The organism is Myceligenerans crystallogenes (genome assembly GCF_039529775.1).
Taxonomy (GTDB): domain Bacteria; phylum Actinomycetota; class Actinomycetes; order Actinomycetales; family Cellulomonadaceae; genus Myceligenerans; species Myceligenerans crystallogenes.
In genome coordinates this window covers 575166-595589 of the sequence record NZ_BAAANL010000003.1, presented here as the reverse complement: position 1 = coordinate 595589, position 20424 = coordinate 575166, and the positions used below count along the sequence as shown (strand labels likewise).

The following is a 20424-nucleotide window of genomic DNA, read 5'->3' as shown; positions in this document are numbered from 1 at the left end:
CCGCAGCACGCTTCGCGCTCCCCTGTCAGGTGCGCGCGTGCCCCCGGCGTGCCCCACCGGCTGGGTTCTGGTGTCCATCTCCGACCTCCTGTGTCCTACGGATGTCGGCACGCAGAAAGGCCCGGAACCGCAGAATCCTGCGGTTCCGGGCCCCTCACCAGCCCTACCGGGCTACGGGCTCCGAGAGAACTCTCAGAAGTCCCAGTCGTCGTCCTGTGTCTCTACCGCCTTGCCGATGACGTAGCTGGAGCCCGAGCCGCTGAAGAAGTCGTGGTTCTCGTCGGCGTTGGGGCTCAGGGCCGCCAGGATGGCCGGGTTGACGTCCGTGTCCTCCTTGGGGAACAGCGCCTCGTAGCCCAGGTTCATCAGGGCCTTGTTGGCGTTGTAGCGCAGGAACGCCTTGACGTCGTCGACCAGGCCGAGCTCGCCGTAGAGCGACTCGGTGTAGCCCACCTCGTTCTCGTACAGCTCGAAGAGCAGCTCGAACGTGTAGCCCTTGAGCTCGTCCCGCTCGGCCTGGCTGACCAGCTCCAGGCCCTTCTGGTACTTGTAGCCGATGTAGTACCCGTGCACGGCCTCGTCGCGGATGATGAGGCGGATCAGGTCGGCCGTGTTCGTGAGCTTCGCCCGCGAGGACCAGTACATCGGCGCGTAGAAGCCCGAGTAGAAGAGGAACGACTCCAGCATCGTGCTGGCGACCTTCCGCTTCAGCGGCTCGTCGCCCCGGTAGTACTTGAGGACGATCTCGGCCTTCTTCTGCAGGTGCGGGCTGCTCTCCGACCAGGCGAACGCGTCGTCGATCTCCTTGGTGGACAGCAGGGTCGAGAAGATCGACGAGTAGCTCTTCGCGTGCACCGACTCCATGAACGCGATGTTCGTGTACACCGCCTCCTCGTGCGGCGTCAGCGCGTCCGGGATGAGCGACACCGCGCCGACCGTCCCCTGGATCGTGTCCAGCAGCGTCAGCCCGGTGAACACCCGGGTGGTCATGACCTTCTCGGGCTCGCTCAGCGTGTGCCACGACTGGATGTCGTTCGACACCGGCACCTTCTCCGGCAGCCAGAAGTTCCCGACGAGTCGGTCCCAGACCTCAAGGTCCTTCTCGTCCTGCAGCCGGTTCCAGTTGATCGCGCTGACGCGATCGATGAGCTTGAGCTTTCCTGTGGGTGCCATGGTGCTTCTTCTTCCAGGTGTCCGACGACAATCGTGGCGGGGTCAGGCGGTAGAACCGCGGGTCACAGCATGCAGCTGACGCAGTTCTCCACCTCGGTGCCCTCGAGTGCCATCTGCCGCAGGCGGATGTAGTAGAGGGTCTTGATGCCCTTCCTCCAGGCGTAGATCTGCGCCTTGTTCACGTCACGCGTGGTGACCGTGTCCGGGAAGAACAGGGTGAGGCTGAGGCCCTGGTCCACGTGCTGGGTCGCCGCCGCGTACGTGTCGATGATCTTCTCGTAGCCGATCTCGTACGCGTCCTGGTAGTACTCCAGGTTGTCGTTCGTCATGTACGGCGCCGGGTAGTAGACGCGGCCGAGCTTGCCTTCCTTGCGGATCTCGACCTTGGCCGGCACCGGGTGGATCGACGACGTCGAGTTGTTGATGTAGCTGATCGAGCCCGTCGGCGGGACGGCCTGGAGGTTCTGGTTGTACAGGCCGTGCTCCATCACCGACGTCTTGAGGGCCTTCCAGTCCTCCTGGGTCGGGATCGCCACGCCGGCATCCGCGAACAGCCGCGCCACGCGCTCGGTCGCGGGCTTCCACTCCTGGTTCGTGTACTTGTCGAAGTACTCGCCCGTGGCGTACTTCGACTCCTCGAACCCGCCGAACGTCTGGCCGCGCTCCGTGGCCAGGCGGTTCGACGCCGCGATCGCGTGGTACGCGACCGTGTAGAAGTAGATGTTGGTGAAGTCGACGCCCTCCTCGGAGCCGTAGAAGATCCGCTCGCGCGCCAGGTAGCCGTGCAGGTTCATCTGCCCCAGGCCGATCGCGTGCCCCAGCTCGTTCGCGAGCTTCACGGACGGGACCGACTCGATCGACGTCTGGTCGCTGACCGCGGTCAGCGCGCGGATCGCGGTGTCGATCGTCGCCCCGAAGTCCGGCGAGTCCATCGCCTTGGCGATGTTCAGCGAACCCAGGTTGCAGGAGATGTCGCGGCCGACCTCGCTGTACGAGAGGTCCTCGTTGAACGACGACGCCGTCGAGACCTGCAGGATCTCCGAGCACAGGTTCGAGTGCGTGATGCGGCCCGCGATCGGGTTCGCCTTGTTCACCGTGTCCTCGAACATGATGTACGGGTACCCGGACTCGAACTGCAGCTCGGCGAGCGTCTGGAAGAAGTCGCGCGCGTTGATCGTCGTCTTGCGGATGCGCTCGTCCGCCACGAGCTCGTCGTACTTCTCGGAGATCGAGACGTCCGCGAACGGCTTGCCGTACACGCGCTCGACGTCGTACGGGCTGAACAGGTGCATGTCCTTGTTCTGCTTCGCCAGCTCGAACGTGATGTCCGGGATGACGACGCCGAGCGAGAGCGTCTTGATGCGGATCTTCTCGTCCGCGTTCTCCCGCTTGGTGTCCAGGAACCGCATGATGTCGGGGTGGTGCGCGTGCAGGTACACCGCGCCCGCGCCCTGGCGCGCGCCGAGCTGGTTGGCGTAGCTGAAGGAGTCCTCCAGGAGCTTCATCACGGGGATGACGCCCGAGGACTGGTTCTCGATGTGCTTGATCGGCGCGCCGTGCTCGCGGACGTTGCTGAGCAGCAGCGCCACGCCGCCGCCCCGCTTGGAGAGCTGCAGCGCGGAGTTGATCCCCCGCGCGATCGACTCCATGTTGTCCTCGATGCGCAGCAGGAAGCAGGACACCGGCTCCCCGCGCTGGGCCTTGCCCACGTTGAGGAACGTCGGTGTGGCCGGCTGGAAGCGGCCCGCGATCACCTCGTCGACGATCTTCTCGGCCAGCTGCTCGTCGCCGTCGGCCAGGCCGAGGGCGACCATGCTGACGCGGTCCTCGAAGCGCTCCAGGTACTTCTTGCCGTCGAACGTCTTGAGCGTGTACGACGTGTAGTACTTGAACGCGCCGAGGAAGGTCTCGAACCGGAAGTCCATGGCGTACGCCCGCTGGAACAGCGTCTTGACGAACGCGGGCGAGTACTTCGCGAGCACCGCCGGGTCGTAGTACTTGTTCTCGACGAGGTGGTCCAGCTTGGCCTCGAGGGTGTCGAACTCGACGGTGTTCGGCAGCACGTGCTGCAGGAAGTACTGCCGCGCGGCCTCACGGTCCTTGTCGAACTGGATCTTCCCGTCGGCGCCGTACAGGTTCAGCATCGCGTTGAGCGCGTGGTAGTCCATCGGCGCGCTCAGGGGTGCTCCCACGGTCAGGCCGAGAGCGGTACCTGCCGGGGCGGGGTGTGTGGTTGCTGTTGCCAAAATCGTGCCAATCCGTTGCGGACGCGTGTGACGTCCTGCGCTGTGCCCAGGAGCTCGAACGCGTACAGGTACGGGACGTCGCACTTGGCAGCGATGATGTCCCCGGCGATGCAGTACGCAGCCCCGAAGTTGGTGTTGCCTGCGGCGATCACGCCGCGGATGAACGACCGGTTGTGCTCGTCGTTCAGGAACCTGCGAACCTGGCGCGGGACCGAGCCACCCTCGTTGCCCCCGCCGTAGGTGGGGACCACGAGGACGTACGGTTCGTCGACGCGCAGGAAGCCGTCGGCCGGGCGCACGGGGATCCGGTGCACCGGGATGCCGAGCTCCTCGAGCCCGAGGCGCTGCACGAACCGGTGCGTGTTCTCCGAGACGCTGGAGAAATAAACCAGGGATCCCATCGTTCCGCCCCTGCCTTCGCTAGCTGTCAGGCGACGACCACCGGGGCAGCCGCGAGCGCCATGACCTTGTCCGGCCGGAAGCCCGACCAGTGCTCGTCGCCGGCCACGACGACCGGTGCCTGGAGGTACCCGAGGCCGCGCACCATCTCGAGCGCGTCGGCGTCCTGCGTGATGTCCACGACCGTGTACTCGATGCCCTTGCGGTCGAGCGCGCGGTACGTTGCGTCGCACTGGACGCACGCCGGCTTGCTGTAGACGGTGACGCTCATGTCCGCCCTCCCCTGGGTAGGTGTGACCTCGAAGAACATCGGTGGAACTACACCGATGTGGTTGCCGCGGGCGTCTCATCCACCCGCTGATCAAAACACTACACCTAGTGTCTGACACTCGCTCGGCAACGACATGTTGTGGTCGGCGGGTGTGACGCACCCGACGCACCGGCCGCGCGAGAGGGCCGGGCCAGGCTCGCGGACCATGCTGCCACGCCGGTACGACACTCTCCGGGAGGCGCGTCCGGACGGGCTGCGAGACGCGCGTCCACGCCCGTCACGTGCCTCACGAATGCCACCGGCGCGCCCTGTCCGACATAGCCTTGAAGTCGCCCGCGGCCGCCGTCGGACACGAGCCGACGACGACCGCGAGGCTGTCTGGAAAGCGGACGAACCACCCGCCAACTTCATGCGAACCCGAGTTGAACTCCCGGCGTGTCGCGACCGGTTGGGCGTGTCATCCGGAGCCTGGTCACCGGCTCGCGATCACCGGGGTCCGGCCTCGGTCACCTCCGGGAGCACGCCCGTCGTCGCGAGTCGGCGGTACCAGTGCGCGGAGTCCTTCCAGGTGCGCTCCTGCGTGTCGTAGTCCACGCGGATGATGCCGAACCGGCGGTCGTACCCGTACGCCCACTCGAAGTTGTCCAGGAGCGACCAGGCGAAGTACCCGCGCACGTCGGCGCCCTTGTCGCGGGCCCGGCCCAGGGCCTCGACGTGGTCGTGCAGGTACTGCACGCGGCGCGGGTCGTGCACCCGCTTGACGCCGTCGGTCTCGGTGACCTCGTCGTCGAACGCGGCGCCGTTCTCGGTGACCATCATGGGCAGGTCCGGGTACCGCTCGTGCAGCTCGAGCAGCAGGTCGGTGAGGCCGGCGGGCTCGATGTTCCAGCCCATCGCGGTGTGCGGGCCGGGCTGGGGCAGGAACTCGATGTCCTCGGCGCCGATCCACGGGCTGCCCGCGGAGTCCTTGTGGCCGTCCGCCTGCTGCCGTTCGCCCTCGCCGGACCAGGCGCGCACCCGCGCGGTCGAGTAGTAGTTCACCCCGAGCACGCCAAGCGGCTGCCGGATGAGCTCCAGGTCGCCGTCCCGCACGAAGGACCAGTCGGTGACCGACGCGGTGCGCTTGAGCAGGCCGGCCGGGTACGCGCCCTCCAGCAGGGGGCCGAGGAACGACTCGTTGGCGATCTCGTCGGCCTTGCGCTTGGCCTCGAGGTCGGCGTCCGACGACGGGTCGTCGGCGCGCACGACGTGCAGGTTCAGCGTGATCGAGGTCTTCGCGGACTCGCCGAGCACGTCCCGGATCGCCGTGACCGCCAGGCCGTGGGCCAGGTTCAGGTGGTGGATGGCCGCGAGCGCCGTGGCCGCGTCGGTGACGCCCGGCGCGTGCACGCCGGAGGCGTAGCCCAGGAGCGAGCTGCACCAGGGCTCGTTGAGGGTGGTCCAGACGTCGACGCGGTCGCCGAGCTCCTCGGCCATGCGGCGGGCGTAGACGGCGAAGGCCTCGGCGGTGGCGCGGTTGGCCCAGCCGCCGGCGTCCTCGAGCTCCTGCGGGAGGTCCCAGTGGTAGAGCGTTACCACGGGCTTGACGCCGGCGGCCAGCAGGGCGTCCAGCAGGTCGGAGTAGAACCGGATGCCCTCGGCGTTGAAGTCGCCGGTGCCGCCGGGCTGCACCCGGGGCCAGGCGATCGAGAGGCGGTAGGCGCCGAGGCCCAGGTTCTTGATGTGCTCGACGTCCTCGGGCCAGCGGTGGTAGTGGTCGTCCGCCACGTCGCCGGTGTCGCCGTTGAGGGTCTTGCCGGGGGTGTGGGAGAAGGTGTCCCAGATCGACGGGCCACGTCCGCCTTCGGTCGCGCCTCCCTCGATCTGGTACGACGCCGTCGCCGACCCCCACACGAAGTCGTCGGGGAACGTGCGGGCGTCACTCGTGGTCGTCATGCGAGCCTCCATGGAATCGATTCGACGGACGTCTGGTGAACGCCGTCGAGGTGCTGGGATCAGTGTCGGTGAGCGGGTCTATGGTCGCTCGTGGCGACCGGGTCGTGGAATGACCGGTGGCGGTTGTGGTGGGTGGGGGTTAGGATCGAACGTACGTGCTAATGACGGAGACGGAGGTGCACGGGATGTCTGCAACGGAAGCGGCCCTGGCCGCGGCGATCGACGCGGTGCTCACCACGCCGAGGATCACATACCGGCGCACGGATGCGACGCATCCCGTGCGGTCGGAGTTCGGCACCCGGTACGACGTCGTGGTGCGCCCTGCCGTGCTGCACGTGCCCGCCGGCCCGCCCCGCCCGGCGGGCACGCCGTCCGGCGCCGCGGTGCTGCACGGCGGCGCGGACCTGGACGCGCCTCCGTCCTGAGCCCCCCGGCGGGCCCGGCGAGCTCGGCCGCCCCCTGGTGGCCGAGTTCGCCGGACCCGCGGTCCAGCGGCCCGAGGTGGGTTCAGTCGCCCAAGGTGATCGCCACCTCGCCCGCGCCCGCGGCCCGGGCGGTACGCCCGGAAACCTCGACGCCCCAGCCGGCCGGCGCGTCGGTGGTGCTCACCCGCACGGTGTCGCCGGTGCGCCGCACCGTGAACGTCGCGGGTTCCCCGGTACCACCGGGGACGACGACGTCGCGCTCGTACCCGTCCGGGAGCTCGAAGCACCGCAGCGTCACGCCGTCGGCCCAGGCGTAGTCCGGCCGGTCGTCACGCGACCCCACCGGGATCACCGAACCGGGCCGCGCCAGCAGGGGAAGGGAGTCGAAGCCATGTTCCTCGGTCACCCAGCGGGAGCCCGGCACGGCCGGCCCGCCCGGCTGCAGCAGCCGGGTCCACTCCCCCGCCGGGAGGTAGTAGTCCACCCTGCCGTCGGCGCGGAAGACCGGCGCCACCAGCAGCGAGTCGCCCAGCATGTACTGGGTGTCGAGGGTGTGCACCGCCCGGTCGCCCGGGAACTCCAGCAGCATCGCGCGCATCATCGGCGTCCCGTCGGACCGCACCTGCTCGGCGGCACCCGCCAGGTACGGCATCAGCGACATCTTCAGGTGCGTGAACTTCCGCACCACGTCGACGGCCTCGTCGTCGAACGCCCACGGCACGCGATAGGACTGCGAGCCGTGCAGCCGGGAGTGCGAGGACAGCAGCCCGAACGCCGCCCAGCGCTTGAAGACCGCCGGATCCGGCGTGTTCTCGAAGCCGCCGATGTCGTGGCTCCAGTACCCGAACCCGCACAGGCCCAGCGACAGCCCGCCGCGCAGGGACTCGCCCATGGCCGCGAAGGTCGAGTCGCAGTCGCCGCCCCAGTGGACGGGCATCGTCTGGCCGCCCGCGGTCGCCGACCGGGCGAACACGACGGCGTCCTCGGCCCCGCGGCGCTCGACCAGCAGCCCGTGCACCGCCTCGTTGTACAGCTGGGCGTAGTAGTTGTGCATCTTGTGCGGGTCGGAGCCGTCGTGCCAGACCACGCCGTCCACCGGGACGCGCTCCCCGAAGTCCGACTTGAAGCAGTCCACGCCCTGGTCCAGCAGCCGGGCGAGCTTCGACCGGTACCACGCCGTCGCGTCCGGGTTGGTGAAGTCCACCAGCCCCATCCCGGCCTGCCACAGGTCCCACTGCCACACGCCGCCGTCGGCCGTCCTGACCAGGTAACCCGCCGCACGCGCCTCCTCGAACAGCGCGGAGCGCTGCGCTATGTACGGGTTGATCCAGGCGCACACCTTCAGCCCGCGCTCGTGCAGCCGCGCCAGCATGCCCTCCGGATCGGGGAACACCCGGGGGTCCCACTCGAAGTCGCTCCACTGGTACTCGCGCATCCAGAAGCAGTCGAAGTGGAAGACGCTCAGCGGGATGTCCCGCTGCGCCATCCCGTCCACGAACTCGTTCACGGTGGCCTCGTCGTAGTCGGTCGTGAACGACGTCGACAGCCACAGGCCGAACGACCACGCGGGCACCGCGGGCGGCCGCCCGGTGAGCGCGGTGTACCGCCGCAGCACGTCCTTCGGCTCCGGCCCGGCGATCACGTGGTACTCCAGCGACTGCCCCGCCACCGAGAACTGCACGCGGGTGTTCACCTCGGAGGCCACCTCGAACGACACCCGCTCCGGGTGCGCCACGAACACGCCGTACCCCTTGCTGGTCAGGTAGAACGGCACGTTCTTGTAGGCCAGCTCGCTGGCCGTGCCGCCGTCCTCGTTCCAGATGTCCACCACCTGGCCGTTCTTGACGAACGGCCCGAACCGCTCGCCGAGCCCGTAGACCTGCTCACCGGGTTCGAGCGTGAGCTGCTCGTGCACCCACGACGTCACGCCGTCGGGCCCGAGACCCGTGAGGCCCCGCGCGACGGCCGTGTCCGTGCGGTGCGCCCGCCCGGCCACGTGCATCACGCCCACCGACTTGGGCAGGCTCGCCGTCAGGTCCCGGCCCTCGCACGTGAACGCGGCGTTCCACGGCCCGCCGCGGCTCACCCGGACCGTGAGGTTGCCCGACGTCAGCTCACCGGCGTCGTCGTCGAGCTTCACGGCGGGGCGGAACCCCTCCTCGCCCGTGACGGCGAACTCCGGGCCGCGGCGCGCCCCGCCGCTCCAGTGCTCGACCTTCACGGTGACGACGCCCGGCGCGGGCGACGAGTACGTGACGGTGATCAGCGGCCGGTTGAGGGTGTCACCGCGGCCGCGGATCGTCGTCGTCGGCGCGTAGACCGTCATCGTCCCGGCGGCCTCGTCGACGCGGATGTCGTCCACCTCGACCGCGTACAACGCGTCGACCTCGGGGCGGGTGTGCCAGTAACCGTCTGTGAACTTCATGTAAGCCTCTCCCTCAGGACGACGACGCCGATGCCGCCGACGGTTGCTCTCATGGCCTCGTGGGCACGTGCACGCCTGCGCGCCCGGTCTCCCGCCCGGCCGCTCACTTCACCGCTCCCGCCGCCACGCCCCGGGTCAGGGTCCGCTGGAACACCAGGAAGAACAGCACCGCGGGGATCAGCGACACGAGCGCCCCCGCGTTGGTGGTCGGCGCATCCATCATCCGGTCGCCCTGCAGGGACGCGAGCGCGATGGGGATGGTCTGCGTGTCGTTGGTCGTGAGCATCACCAGCGGGATGAAGAACTCGTTCCAGGTCCAGACGAAGAAGAAGATCATCAGGACCGCGAGCGTGGGCCGCACCATCGGCACGACGACGCTCCACAGGATGCGCCAGCGCCCCGCCCCGTCCAGCCGCGCGGCCTCCAGCACCGACGGCGGGAACGTCCCCAGCACCGAGGCCAGCAGGTACGTGCCGAACGCCGACTGGATGACGGTGAAGATGATGATCACCGACCACTGCGAGTTGGACAGCCCGACGGACTGCGCCACCGCGAACAGCGGGTAGACCAGCACCTCCTGCGGCAGCATGTTCGCCAGCAGGAACACGGTCACGATCCACATCCGCCCCTGCACCCGCCCCACGCCGATCGCGTACGCGTTGAGCAGCGACAGCAGCGTGCCCGCGAGCGCCACGACCCCGGAGATGAACACGGAGTTCCACAGCTTGACGGGGAACTCGGTGCGTTCCCAGAAGGCGACGACGCCGTCCAGGTACAGCGACGTGGGCCAGGCCAGCGGCCCGTTGGCGGAGTAGTCCGCGGGGGACTTGAACGCGTTCAGGAGCATGATCCCGAACGGCGCGAGCACGGCCAGCGCCACGAGCACGGCGGCGGCGAGCACGAACCAGCGGGTCACGCCGCGGCGGTACCGGTTCCCGGTCACGGCCGCCGGACCCGGGGCCGCAACCGGAGCCGGGGCGGTGGTCGTCGTCGTCATCGGATCTCCTCCGCCCGCTCGGCCCGCGCCTGCAGCGCGAGGATCACCACGGCCACCACGACGATCACCGCGGTCAGCACGGTCGCCACGGCGGCCCCGTACCCCACCTGCGACTTGTCGAAGAAGTTCAGGTACGAGTAGTAGCTGGGCACCAGCGTCGAGCTCTCGGGCCCGCCGCGCGTGAGCACGTAGATCGGCCCGAACACCTTCAGGGCGGCGACGGTGCAGGTGAGCGTCACGACGAAGGTCTCCGGCCGGATCTGCGGCACGGTGATGTACCGGAACCGCCGCGACCACCCGGCGCCGTCGAGCTCGGCGGCCTCGTACAGCTCGGGATCCACCCGCTGCAGCGCCGCCATGAAGATGACCACGGGATACCCGATCTGCACCCAGATCAGCACGAGCATCACCGAGGGCAGCGCGGTCGAGGGGTCACCGAGCCAGTTGGGCGGGTCCTCGATCCCCGCCCCGCGCAGGATCGCGTTGAGCGCCCCGGACTGCGAGTTGAGGATCCAGTTCCACAGCACGCCCGCCACGGCGACGGGCAGGATCTGCGGCAGGTAGTAGGTCGCCCGCAGCACGGACGCCACCCGCGCCCCGAACCGCCGCCCGAGGTAGTCGAACAGCACGGCGGCGAGCACCAGCCCGATCAGCGTGGGCACCACCACCATCGCCACGACCATGGCCACGGAGTTCCCGAAGGACGTCCAGAAGTCGCCGTCGCCCAGGAGCTCGGCGTAGTTGCCCAGCCCGGTCCAGCGCAGCGGCGACAACCCGCCGCGCCACTCGAACAGGCTGAAGTACACGTTGGTCACGAGCGGGTACCCGATGACGGCGCCGAACGCCACCGCCCCGGGCAGCAGGTACAGCAGGTATCCCCGCTGCTCCGCCCGCCGCCGGCGGGCCCGGCGACGGCGAGCGCCGTCGTCGCCGGGCACGCCGGCGGCCGGATCACGGTTCATGTCACTCACCGACCAGATCCGCCTTGCCCTCGTCGTACGCCTCCTGCAGCCCGGTCAGGACCTCGTCGGGCGTCTTGGACTCGTTGACCAGCGACTGCAGCTCGCTCACGAGCACGTCGTAGAACCCGGCCACGGGCCAGTCGGGGTAGAAGGCGAGCCCGTCGTCCTCGACGATCTGCTGGAAGTTCTCGGTCAGCTCGCGCGTCCGCTCGTCCTCGATCGCCGACGCGTCCCCGGCCACGGGCAGCCCGCCCTCCCGAGCGAGCACCTCCTGCACCTCGGGCCGCAGCGTGACGTCGATGAACTCCTCGGCCAGGCCCGGTGAGCCGGCGTTCGCGGGCACCACCCAGAGGTTGCCCGACGAGCCCGGGTGGAGCTCGTTGCCGGGGAAGTTGAACTGCCCCCAGTCGTGCTTCGCCTCGGTGGCCAGCCGCCCGAACCACCAGGAACCGGAGACCATCATCGGGTAGGTCCCGTCGATGAACGACACGCCCATGTCCTCGGCCGTGAGCCCCGCGGAGTCACCCGCGACGTACCCCTTGCCGATCCAGTCGGCGAGCTTCTCGGTGGCCTGGGTCATGGCCTCGTTCCGGAAATCGATGTCGTTCGCGAACAGCTGGTAGTCGTCCACGAGCTGCCGGTCGCCGTAGGCGAGCACCAGCTCGTACCAGAGCTGCCCCAGCGGGTACTCGGCGCCGGCCTCGGCGAGCGGGGTCACGCCCTGGTTCGCGAAGGCCGCGAGCACGTCCTCGAACTCCTCGAGCGTGGTGGGCTCCTCGAGGCCGTACTCCGCGAACATCTCCTTGTTGTAGTAGACGCCCACGAACTCGCCGTAGTTCGGCACCCCGTACCAGTCGCCGGAGCCCATCAGCCCGTCGGCGTCGTACCGGCCGGTCGTCGCGAGCGACCCGGTCACCGTCCGGTCCCACCCGCGCTCGGCGGCGGCGTCGGTCAGCGGGGCGATCAGGCCCTGCGCGGCCAGCTGCCCGGCGGTCGCGTTGCCCTTGTTGAACTCCATGACGTCGGGCACGTCGTCGCCGGTGAGCACGATCTTGGCGTTCTTCTGGATCTGCTCGAAGGTCTGCTTCTCGACCTCGACCGTGACCTCGGGGTTCTCCTCCTCGAAGATCTCCACGGCCGTGGCCCAGGCCTGGCCCATCGCGGACTCCTCGGACTCGAAGTGCCAGACGGTCAGCGTGTCGGTGTCGGAGTCCTCGCCGCCGGCGGTGCCGCCGGCCACCGGCTGCCCGGTGCAGCCCGTGAGGAACCCCGCGGTCAGGAGCAGCGCGGTTCCCGCCGCCGCTCCGCGGGTCGTCGTCGTCGCCTTCATCTATCTTCCTTTCTCGACGAGGACGACGGCGCCGCCGGGCGCCACCGTGACCTCGCCTGTCACTGACTCACCCGTGAGCAGGTCCGTCCACGAGCCCGGCACGACCACGTGCGCGGGCTCCCCGGGCGCGCCGTCGGCGCCCGAATGGTTCAGCAGGAACAGCGCGTCGCCGCGCTGCACGGCCTCGACCTCGGTGCCGGTGCGCCGCGTCGCGTTCAGCTCCCGCAGTTCCGGCACGACGCCGCCCACGCCGGCCCGTCCCACGGCGTCGCGCAGCACGGTCGCCAGCAGCGCGTCGTCGGGCACGCACCCGAGGTACGACGCCGTCCCGCCGCCCGGCGTCCGGCCGTTGCCCGGCGCCGGGGCGGCTCCCGCGGCATCGACCACGCGGCGCGTCACCGCGGGCGACCCGGCAAGGTGTCCCTCCGCGAACGACACCAGCACGTCGGCGTCGTCGGCGCGCAGCCGCTCGCCGAGGATCTCCGCGCGGTGGCCGCCGGAGAGCCGCACGCCGTCGTCCGGCAACGGCGCCCATTCCTCGCCGCTGACGCCGAGCACGCCGCTGAGCAGCGCCGGGAACCGCCCGGTCCGCACCTGCGCGTCGCCGTCGACCACCCCGGTGAACGGGCCGACGACGAGGCTGCCGCCGCGGGCGACCACGTCGCGCAGCCGGTCCGCCGTCGTCGGCTCCATGAGGAAGAGGTTCGGCACGAGGACGACGTCGTACCCGTCGAGCCACGTGCCCGGGCGCACCAGGTCGACGGCCACGCCGTCCCGCCACAGCACGCGGTACCAGCGGCGCAGCTGGTCGAGCGGGTCGAGCCGGCCGGTGGGCAGCGCCGGCTCCGTGGCGGCCCACCACGACGGCCAGTCCCACAGCATGGCCACGCGCGCCGGGACGCGGCCGCCGGCGACCGGGCGCAGGCGCGCGAGGTCCGCGCCGAGGCGGCGCACGCCCTGGTGCACCATGGTCTCGGGGCCGGCGTGCGGCAGCATCGCCGAGTGGAAGCGCTCGGCGCCCGCGCGCGACGCGCGCCACTGGAAGAAGCACACGCCGTCGGCGCCGCGCGCCACCGCCTGCAGCGACTCCAGCCGCGACCGCTCGGGGGATTTCGGCAGGTTGTGCGGGCGCCACGAGACGGCGCTCGTCGCGGACTCCATGAGGAACCACGGCTCGCCGCCGCGCAGCGAGCGCATCAGGTCGCGCACGAGCGCGGTGTCGGCGGGCGCGTGCGGATCCGCGGGGTCGGGGTACGTGTCGTCGGCGACGACGTCGAGGTCCGCGGCCCAGGACCAGGCGTCCACCAGCGGGAAGAAGCCCATGAAGTTCGTGGTCACCGGGCGCGCGTCGTCGTACTCGCGGATGACCGCGAGCTGCTCTCGGTACAGGTCGCGCAGCAGGTCGGAGCCGTAGCGGCGCCAGTCCAGGTGCTGGGCGGGGTTGACGTGGTACGGCATGCGGCGGGGCGGCACGATCTCGGCGAAGTCGTCGTAGTGCTGCGACCAGACCGCCGTGCCCCAGGCGTCGTTCAGCGCGCCGATGCTGCCGTACCGGGCGCGCAGCCAGCCGCGGAAACGCTCCGCGGACTCCTCGCCGTGACACACCTGACCGAACTCGTTGCCGACGTGCCACATCCGCACCGCCGGATGCTCACCGAAGCGTTCGACCAGGTCACGGGTGATGTCCAGCGCGTGGTCGCGGTAGACCTGCGAGGCCGGGCTGAAGTGGTTGCGCGAGCCGGCCACGAGGCGGACGCCGTCCGCGTCGACGGGCAGCGTCTCGGGGAACTCCCGGCCCAGCCAGGCCGGGGGCGACGCCGTCGGCGTGGCGAGATCGACGGCGACGCCGTGCTCGTGGAGCAGGTCGAGCACCTCCTCGAGCCAGTCGAAGTCGCGGATGCCCGGGCTCGGCTCGTAGCGCGCCCACGAGAACACGCCGACGGTCACGAGGTTGACGCCCGCCTCCCGCATGAGGAACGCGTCCTCCTTCCAGACCGTCGCGGACCCCCGGCCCGTGTCCGGGCCGTCGGCGGCGCCGAGGTCCGGGAAGTCCGCGCGGCGCACCGTGTCCCACTGCTCGGGGTTGTAGTCGCCGCCGTAGCAGAGGCCGAGATCCGCGGTGAGCGCTGTGAAACGATCCGGCACGCGTTCCTCCATTGGACGGCGGGGGACGATCACATCGATGCGATCGTCGAAGCGGTTCAATAACCTAACGGCTTCACCGCGCCGTTGTCCAGAGCCCGACTCCAATCGAAGCGCTTACGGACGCGCCGCGTCGCGATCCGGGTGAAAGGTCGGCGATGATAGGACGCGTGAAGCGAACGGTGACCATCGACGACGTGGCGCGCGAGGCGAAGGTCTCGACGTCGACCGTGTCCTACGTGCTGTCCGGCAAGCGCCCCATCTCCGCCCCGACGCGCAAGCGCGTCGAGCAGGCGATCGCCGAGCTGGGCTACCGGCCGCACGCGGGGGCGCGCGCCCTGGCGTCGTCGCGCACCAACACGATCGCGCTCATGGTGCCGCTGCGGGTGGGCGTGAACGTGCACGTCATCATGGAGTTCGTGGGCGGGGTCGTGGCGCGCGCGCGGGACTTCTCGCACGACGTCCTGCTGCTCACGCAGGACGACGTCTCGGGCCTCGACCGCGTGACCAGCGGATCGATCGTGGACGCCCTGGTGATGATGGACGTCGAGGCCGACGACCCGCGCGTGCCCGTCGTGGCCGCGGCCGACCAGCCGTCGGTCCTGATCGGCCTCCCCGCCGACCCGGAGGGTCTGAGCTGCGTGGACCTGGACTTCGAGGCGGCCGGCCGGCTCGCCGTCCGGCACCTGGCGGCGGCCGGCCACCAGGAGATCGGCCTGATCGGCGCGCCGCCGGAGGTCATGGCCCGGCACACCTCCTACGCCGACCGCCTGCTGCGCGGCTTCCGCACGCAGGCGGAGCTCGCGGGCGTCGCCATCCGGGTGGAACCGTGCGAGGCGAGCCCGGCGGGCGGGCGGGCGGCGGTGGACCGCCTGCTCGCGAAGGCACCGGGGACGACGGGCCTGCTGGTGCACAACGAGGGCGCGCTCCCCCACGTCCTGGCGCGCCTCGCCGAGACCGGCAGGCAGCCGGACGTCGTCGCCCTCTGCCCGGCCGACGTCGCCGCGGCCCAGACCGTACCGCTCGCCCACATCGAGCTGCCCGCCGAGGCGATCGGCCGCACGGCGGTCGACATGGTCATGGCCCGCCTCGAGGGCGAGGTCCCCGCGGAGACCCGGCTCCTGGCCCCCGCCCTCATCCAGCCGCGCCCCGCGAGCTAGGCCCTCCGGCCGCGGCGTCGTGCGCACGGCCCGGAGATAGGCCCGCGCGGCCGCGCGGTGCCCCGCGCCGTACGCCCTCGGACCGGAGCGTCGTGCGCGCGGTAGGGCGCCGGCTCCCGAGCAAGCGCTTCCCGGCCGGACCTCGGCCGTTGTCAAACCGTGAACAGATGGTCATTGCACGGCAAGGTGAACCTCTGGTATCAATGTCGAAGCGCTTCGACGTAGCTGCGTCGCAGCAGGTCGAGCGCGCACATGTCGACACTGATCACGAGGGAGTGACAGGTGAGTCTCACTCAGGGAGCGCCACAGGCGCTCGGCGCGGGCGCGCCGCCGGGCGGCAGCACGCCGGGCGCCGGGGCCCGCGGCCCGCGGGGTGACCGCCCGCCCGGCGCGGGCCGTGCCGGGGGACGCCGCCGGCCACCGGAGAACCGCAAGACGTCGCGGGCGATGTTCCTGGCCATCCTGCCGTTCCTCGTGCTGATCCTTCTCTTCTCGTACCTGCCGCTGCTCGGCTGGGTGACGGCGCTCTACGACTACAAGCCCGCGCTCGGCCTGGACGGCAGCGAGTTCGTCGGGCTGCAGTGGTTCGAGATGCTCGTGTCGTCCGAGACCCAGCTGCGGCAGATCGGCCAGGTCCTGCTGAACACGCTCGCCATGAGCTTCCTCGGCATCGCGACCTCGCTGCTGCCGGTGTTCTTCGCGATCCTGCTCAACGAGATCCGGGCCACCTGGTTCCGGAACACGGTGCAGACCCTCACGACGCTCCCCAACTTCATCTCGTGGGTGCTCGTGTACATGATCGCGTTCTCGCTCTTCTCGACGTCGGGCCTGGTGAACACCACCCTGCACGACTGGGGCCTGATCACGGTCCCGATCAAGTTCCTCGACACCGACCAGAACGTCTGGCTCACGATGCTCGCCTGGAGCCTGTGGAAGGGCCTGGGCTGGGGCGCGATCATGTACCTCGCGGCCATCGCCGCGATCGATCCGGCGCTGTACGAGTCGGCGCGGATCGACGGCGCGAGCCGCTTCCAGATCATGCGGTACATCACGTTCCCGCACCTCATGCCGACCTTCGTGGTGCTGCTGATCCTGTCGATCGCGAACATCCTCAACAACGGCATGGAGCAGTACTACGTCTTCCAGAACGCGTTCAACCGCGAACACATCCAGGTGCTCGACCTCTACGTCTACAACGTCGGCGTGACCGGGAACTCGCTGTCGATGGGGACGGCGCTGTCGATGCTGAAGAGCCTCGTCTCCCTCGTGCTCCTGGTCTCCGCCAACGCGATCGCCAGGCGCGCCCGTGGCACGTCGATCATCTAGGGAAAGGACCGACGTCGTGACGACCACGGATCTCAGGACCACCGCGCCCCGGTTCCGGCCCTCGCGCGGGGACCTCCCGTTCGCCGTGCTGAACTACGCGGGCTTCACGCTCTTCGCGCTGGTGTGCGGCTACCCGTTCTACTACCTCATCATCAACTCCGTCAGCGCGAACGACGTCGCCGCGCTGGGCGACGTCCGCCTCTGGCCCGTCGGCGTGCACCTGGAGAACTACACCCAGATCCTGGGGCTGCCGGGCCTGGCGAGCTCCACGCTGGTCTCGGTCGCCCGCACGGTCATCGGCACCGCGGCGACGGTGCTGGCCTCGGCGTTCCTCGGGTTCATGTTCACCCAGGAGCGCCTGTGGAAGCGTTCCCTGTGGTACCGGCTGGTCATCTTCACGATGTACTTCAACGCCGGCCTGATCCCCGTCTACCTGACGATCAAGAGCCTCGGCCTGACGAACAACTTCTGGGTCTACATCCTCCCGGCGGTCGTGCAGCCGTTCAACATCATCCTCGTCAAGACATACGTGGAGTCGCTGCCCCGCTCGCTGCAGGAGGCCGCCGAGCTCGACGGCGCCGGCATCGTGAAGATCTTCTTCCGGATCATGCTGCCGAACATGACGCCGATCCTGGCCACGGTCGCGATCTTCTCGGCCGTCGCGCAGTGGAACTCGTTCCAGGACACGCTGCTGTACGTCACGGACCAGAACCTCTACCCCCTGCAGTACACGCTCTACACCTACCTCAACCAGGCCAACAGCCTGGCGCAGGCGGCGCAGAACGCGCAGGGGGCGCTGGGGGCGATCGCGTCGGCGGCGACGTCGCAGACGCCGACGTCGATCCGCGTGACCGTGGCGGTGATCGTGGTGCTGCCGATCATCTTCGTCTACCCGCTGTTCCAGCGGTACTTCGTCAAGGGCATCATGCTCGGCGCCGTCAAGGGCTGAGCGGTTCGCCTCGCTGAGGCGTCGTCGTCCGGCGACGCCTCCCGCACCTCAGGTTCGCACGTCCACACACGAAGGAGTGTCATGAGATCACGCAAGGCCATCGCGCTGCTGGTGGCTCCGCTGCTGGGAGCCATGTCCCTGGCGGCCTGCACGACCGCGGGAGGAGCCGACGACGGCGAGCCCGTGTCGGTCGACCAGGACTGGTCGAAGGCCGATCCGATCACCGTCGACGTCTTCGACGGGCTGGCCAACTACCAGGGCATGCAGGGTGGCTGGTTCGGCAAGATCGTCGAGGAGAAGTTCAACATGAAGCTGAACATCATCGCCCCCAACGTGGCGGGCGGTGGTGACACGCTGTACAACACCCGCGTGTCGGGCGGCGACCTCGGCGACCTGATCGTCGTCGACCGGGGCGAGAAGATGGACGAGCTCGTCGAGGGCGGGCTGCTGGCGGACATGTCGCCGTACGTCGGCTCGATGAAGAACGTCGGCAGGTACGACGCCGCCGTCGACTACCTCAACGAGGGCAAGGAGGGCGTGTACGGCATCCCGACCCAGCTCTCCGAGGTGAAGCCGACCGAGCCGTCCGAGGGCGTCGACCCGACGTTCGGGCCGTTCCTGCGGTGGGACTACTACGCCGAGCTCGGCTACCCCGAGATCGACACCCTCGAGGACCTGCTGCCGATCCTCAAGGACATGCAGGACGCCCACCCGGAGGCCGACAACGGCAAGCCCGCCTACGCCATCTCCCTGTTCAAGGACTGGGACGGCAACATGATGGTGATGGGCAAGCAGCCCACCACCCTCTACGGCTACGACGAGCTGGGCTTCGTGCTGGCCAAGGCCGACGGGTCCGACTACCAGTCGATCATCGACTCCGACTCGGAGTACGTGCGGGCGCTGCGCTTCTACCACGAGGCGAACCAGCTGGGCATCGTCGACCCGGAGTCGACCACGCAGAACTACGACACGATGTTCTCCAAGTACCAGAACGGCCAGGTGCTGCTGTCCTGGTGGCCGTGGCTCGGGCAGTCGGCGTACAACACCGAGCAGAACATGGCCGACGGCAAGGGCTTCATGATCGCCCCGCTGCAGGACCAGCAGGTCTTCTCCTACGGCGCCGCCGTGTACGGCGCCAAGCAGATCGTCGGCATCGGCTCCAAGGCCGAGGACCCGGCCCGCCTCGCCGCGTTCATCGACTGGCTGTACTCGCCCGAGGGCGTGCAGGCGAGCGCGTCGGAGACGATGGGCGCCGCCGGGCCGGAGGGCCTGACCTGGGAGAAGGGCGAGAACGGGCCCGAGTTCACGGAGTTCGGCCGCGAGGCGATCCTGGAGGGCGGCGCGGACGTGCCGGCCGAGTGGGGCGGCGGCAGCTACAAGGACGGGGTCTCGACGCTGAACTTCTCCGCGGTGCTGCCGATCGACGAGGACCCGGACACGGGCGTGCCGTACAACTACAAGTTCTGGCCGAGCTACCAGGAGAGCGCCTCGAACCCGCTCACCGAGGACTGGTCGGAGAAGATGGGCGGCGCGCCGACGACGATGGAGTACCTCCGGTCGAACGACATGCTCCTGGTGGCCCCGGGGTCGAGCTACGCCGCCCCGGCGGACCCGTCCGAGATCGAGACCATCCGTAACCAGGTCAAGGCCAGCATCGTGGAGTACTCCTGGAAGATGTCGTTCGCCAAGGACGACGCGGAGTTCGAGTCCCTGCTCGCCGAGATGCAGGAGACCGCGAAGGGGCTGGGCTACGACCAGGTCCTGGAGTTCGACATGGCCAACGCGGAGGCCCAGAACGCCGCCCGCGTGGAGGTCGCCGAGAACTTCGGCTGACCGGCCGGACGTGCGGTGACGACGGACGGCAGAGGGCCGGCGGGAGATCCCCGCCGGCCCTTCGCCGCCGTGCGGCCGCGGTCGGCGGGCGGCCGGCGGCGGTTCGTCGCCGTCCGGGGCCGGCATCAAGGTGCCCGACGCCGCGGGCCCCCGCCGGTCACTCGCCGGAGTGCGGGCTCACCGGGTCCAGGGCCGTCGGGTCGCCGCCGCGGCGGCGGTAGACGCCGTGCAGGATCAGCGCGTCGAGGTACGCGCCCACCGAGAACCCGATCGTCGCCAGCAGCACGACGGCCGGCGGGAACACGTACCACAGGCTCACCGTGGCGACGGGCCGCAGCAGCAGGGCGCCGGTGCGCAGCGGCTCGGCGACCGGGAGCAGCAGGGCGTTGCGCAGGACGCGGCCGACGGCGTCGTCGTACCGGCCCGCGAGCGCCAGGCCGTGCACCAGGGCACCCGAGAAGTACACGGTGAACAGCACGGCGACGACGCCGGCCGCGGTGCCCAGCGCGCTGCCGGTGGCCAGCCAGAACGCCGCGGCGAACCCGGCCGCGGCCGCCGGCGTGCCGCAGGCCAGCAGGACCATGGTCCCGCGCAGCAGGTTCCGGCGCAGGCCCACCAGGAAGCCCCGGATCAGGTACCCGCGCTCCTCGTCCGCGTAGCGCAGCATCACCTCGTACAGCGCCGCGGTCGCGGCGCCGGCGGTGACCAGGGGCAGGCACGCGATCAGGTACAGCACGTTGAGCGCGACGAGGTGCAGGAAGGTCGTCAGCCCCTGCAGGTTCCTGCTTTCCGGGTCGATCCCCACGTGCTCTCCCTGCCCTGGCGGCCTCGCGCGGCCGGGCGGCCGCGCG

16 protein-coding genes are annotated in these 20424 nt (G+C 69.9%); 5 read left to right on the top strand and 11 right to left on the bottom strand.

Going from position 1 to position 20424, the window contains the following annotated elements:
• Positions 1–192: 192 nt before the first annotated feature.
• From nrdF to ABD208_RS10130, 5 genes are all read right to left on the bottom strand, one after another.
• Entirely contained in the window at positions 193–1173 is a 981-nt protein-coding gene (gene nrdF, locus ABD208_RS10150) for a class 1b ribonucleoside-diphosphate reductase subunit beta (RefSeq protein ID WP_344102193.1), read from the bottom strand.
• A gap of 62 nt (positions 1174–1235) precedes the next feature.
• On the bottom strand, positions 1236–3341 hold the full coding sequence (gene nrdE / locus ABD208_RS10145; protein WP_344102307.1) for a class 1b ribonucleoside-diphosphate reductase subunit alpha: 2106 nt from the start codon (positions 3339–3341) through the stop codon (positions 1236–1238).
• A 26-nt stretch (positions 3342–3367) separates the two neighbouring features.
• Positions 3368–3820 (bottom strand): class Ib ribonucleoside-diphosphate reductase assembly flavoprotein NrdI, encoded by a 453-nt coding sequence (gene nrdI / locus ABD208_RS10140; protein WP_344102190.1) that lies wholly within the window; start codon positions 3818–3820, stop codon positions 3368–3370.
• A gap of 26 nt (positions 3821–3846) precedes the next feature.
• Complete coding sequence (gene nrdH, locus ABD208_RS10135) at positions 3847–4089, bottom strand: glutaredoxin-like protein NrdH (RefSeq protein WP_344102188.1); 243 nt, start codon at positions 4087–4089, stop codon at positions 3847–3849.
• A gap of 486 nt (positions 4090–4575) precedes the next feature.
• Positions 4576–6024: a GH1 family beta-glucosidase gene (locus tag ABD208_RS10130; protein WP_344102186.1), complete on the bottom strand. Its 1449-nt coding sequence runs from the start codon at positions 6022–6024 to the stop codon at positions 4576–4578.
• Between the two features lie 185 nt (positions 6025–6209).
• Here ABD208_RS10130 and ABD208_RS10125 point away from each other — a divergent pair, with 185 nt between their 5' ends.
• Positions 6210–6449: a hypothetical protein gene (locus ABD208_RS10125; RefSeq protein WP_344102184.1), complete on the top strand. Its 240-nt coding sequence runs from the start codon at positions 6210–6212 to the stop codon at positions 6447–6449.
• Positions 6450–6531: 82 nt separating this feature from the next.
• On the opposite strand, the gene yicI is transcribed toward ABD208_RS10125, so the two are convergent.
• From yicI to ABD208_RS10100, 5 genes are all read right to left on the bottom strand, one after another.
• Positions 6532–8874 (bottom strand): alpha-xylosidase, encoded by a 2343-nt coding sequence (yicI, locus tag ABD208_RS10120; RefSeq protein WP_344102182.1) that lies wholly within the window; start codon positions 8872–8874, stop codon positions 6532–6534.
• Positions 8875–8977: 103 nt separating this feature from the next.
• A complete protein-coding gene (locus tag ABD208_RS10115; protein ID WP_344102180.1) occupies positions 8978–9871 on the bottom strand; it encodes a carbohydrate ABC transporter permease in 894 nt (297 codons plus the stop codon).
• Positions 9868–10833 carry a carbohydrate ABC transporter permease gene (locus ABD208_RS10110; protein WP_344102178.1) on the bottom strand — a complete coding sequence of 322 codons (966 nt, stop codon included), beginning with the start codon at positions 10831–10833 and terminating at the stop codon, positions 9868–9870. The genes ABD208_RS10115 and ABD208_RS10110 overlap by 4 nt, the downstream gene beginning before the upstream one ends.
• A 1-nt stretch (position 10834) precedes the next feature.
• Positions 10835–12163, bottom strand: a complete 1329-nt coding sequence (locus ABD208_RS10105) for an ABC transporter substrate-binding protein (RefSeq protein ID WP_344102176.1) — start codon at positions 12161–12163, stop codon at positions 10835–10837.
• A complete protein-coding gene (locus tag ABD208_RS10100; protein WP_425561089.1) occupies positions 12164–14320 on the bottom strand; it encodes a beta-galactosidase in 2157 nt (718 codons plus the stop codon).
• A 155-nt stretch (positions 14321–14475) separates the two neighbouring features.
• Here ABD208_RS10100 and ABD208_RS10095 point away from each other — a divergent pair, with 155 nt between their 5' ends.
• From ABD208_RS10095 to ABD208_RS10080, 4 genes are all read left to right on the top strand, one after another.
• Positions 14476–15465 (top strand): LacI family DNA-binding transcriptional regulator, encoded by a 990-nt coding sequence (locus ABD208_RS10095; RefSeq protein WP_344102172.1) that lies wholly within the window; start codon positions 14476–14478, stop codon positions 15463–15465.
• A gap of 282 nt (positions 15466–15747) precedes the next feature.
• Positions 15748–16791 carry an ABC transporter permease gene (locus ABD208_RS10090; protein ID WP_344102170.1) on the top strand — a complete coding sequence of 348 codons (1044 nt, stop codon included), beginning with the start codon at positions 15748–15750 and terminating at the stop codon, positions 16789–16791.
• A 16-nt stretch (positions 16792–16807) separates the two neighbouring features.
• Complete coding sequence (locus ABD208_RS10085) at positions 16808–17740, top strand: carbohydrate ABC transporter permease (protein WP_344102167.1); 933 nt, start codon at positions 16808–16810, stop codon at positions 17738–17740.
• A gap of 81 nt (positions 17741–17821) precedes the next feature.
• Positions 17822–19573 carry a type 2 periplasmic-binding domain-containing protein gene (locus ABD208_RS10080; protein ID WP_344102165.1) on the top strand — a complete coding sequence of 584 codons (1752 nt, stop codon included), beginning with the start codon at positions 17822–17824 and terminating at the stop codon, positions 19571–19573.
• 157 nt (positions 19574–19730) lie between these two features.
• Here ABD208_RS10080 and ABD208_RS10075 read toward each other — a convergent pair whose 3' ends face one another.
• A complete protein-coding gene (locus ABD208_RS10075) occupies positions 19731–20378 on the bottom strand; it encodes a DUF624 domain-containing protein (RefSeq protein ID WP_344102163.1) in 648 nt (215 codons plus the stop codon).
• Between the last annotated feature and the right edge of the window lie 46 nt (positions 20379–20424).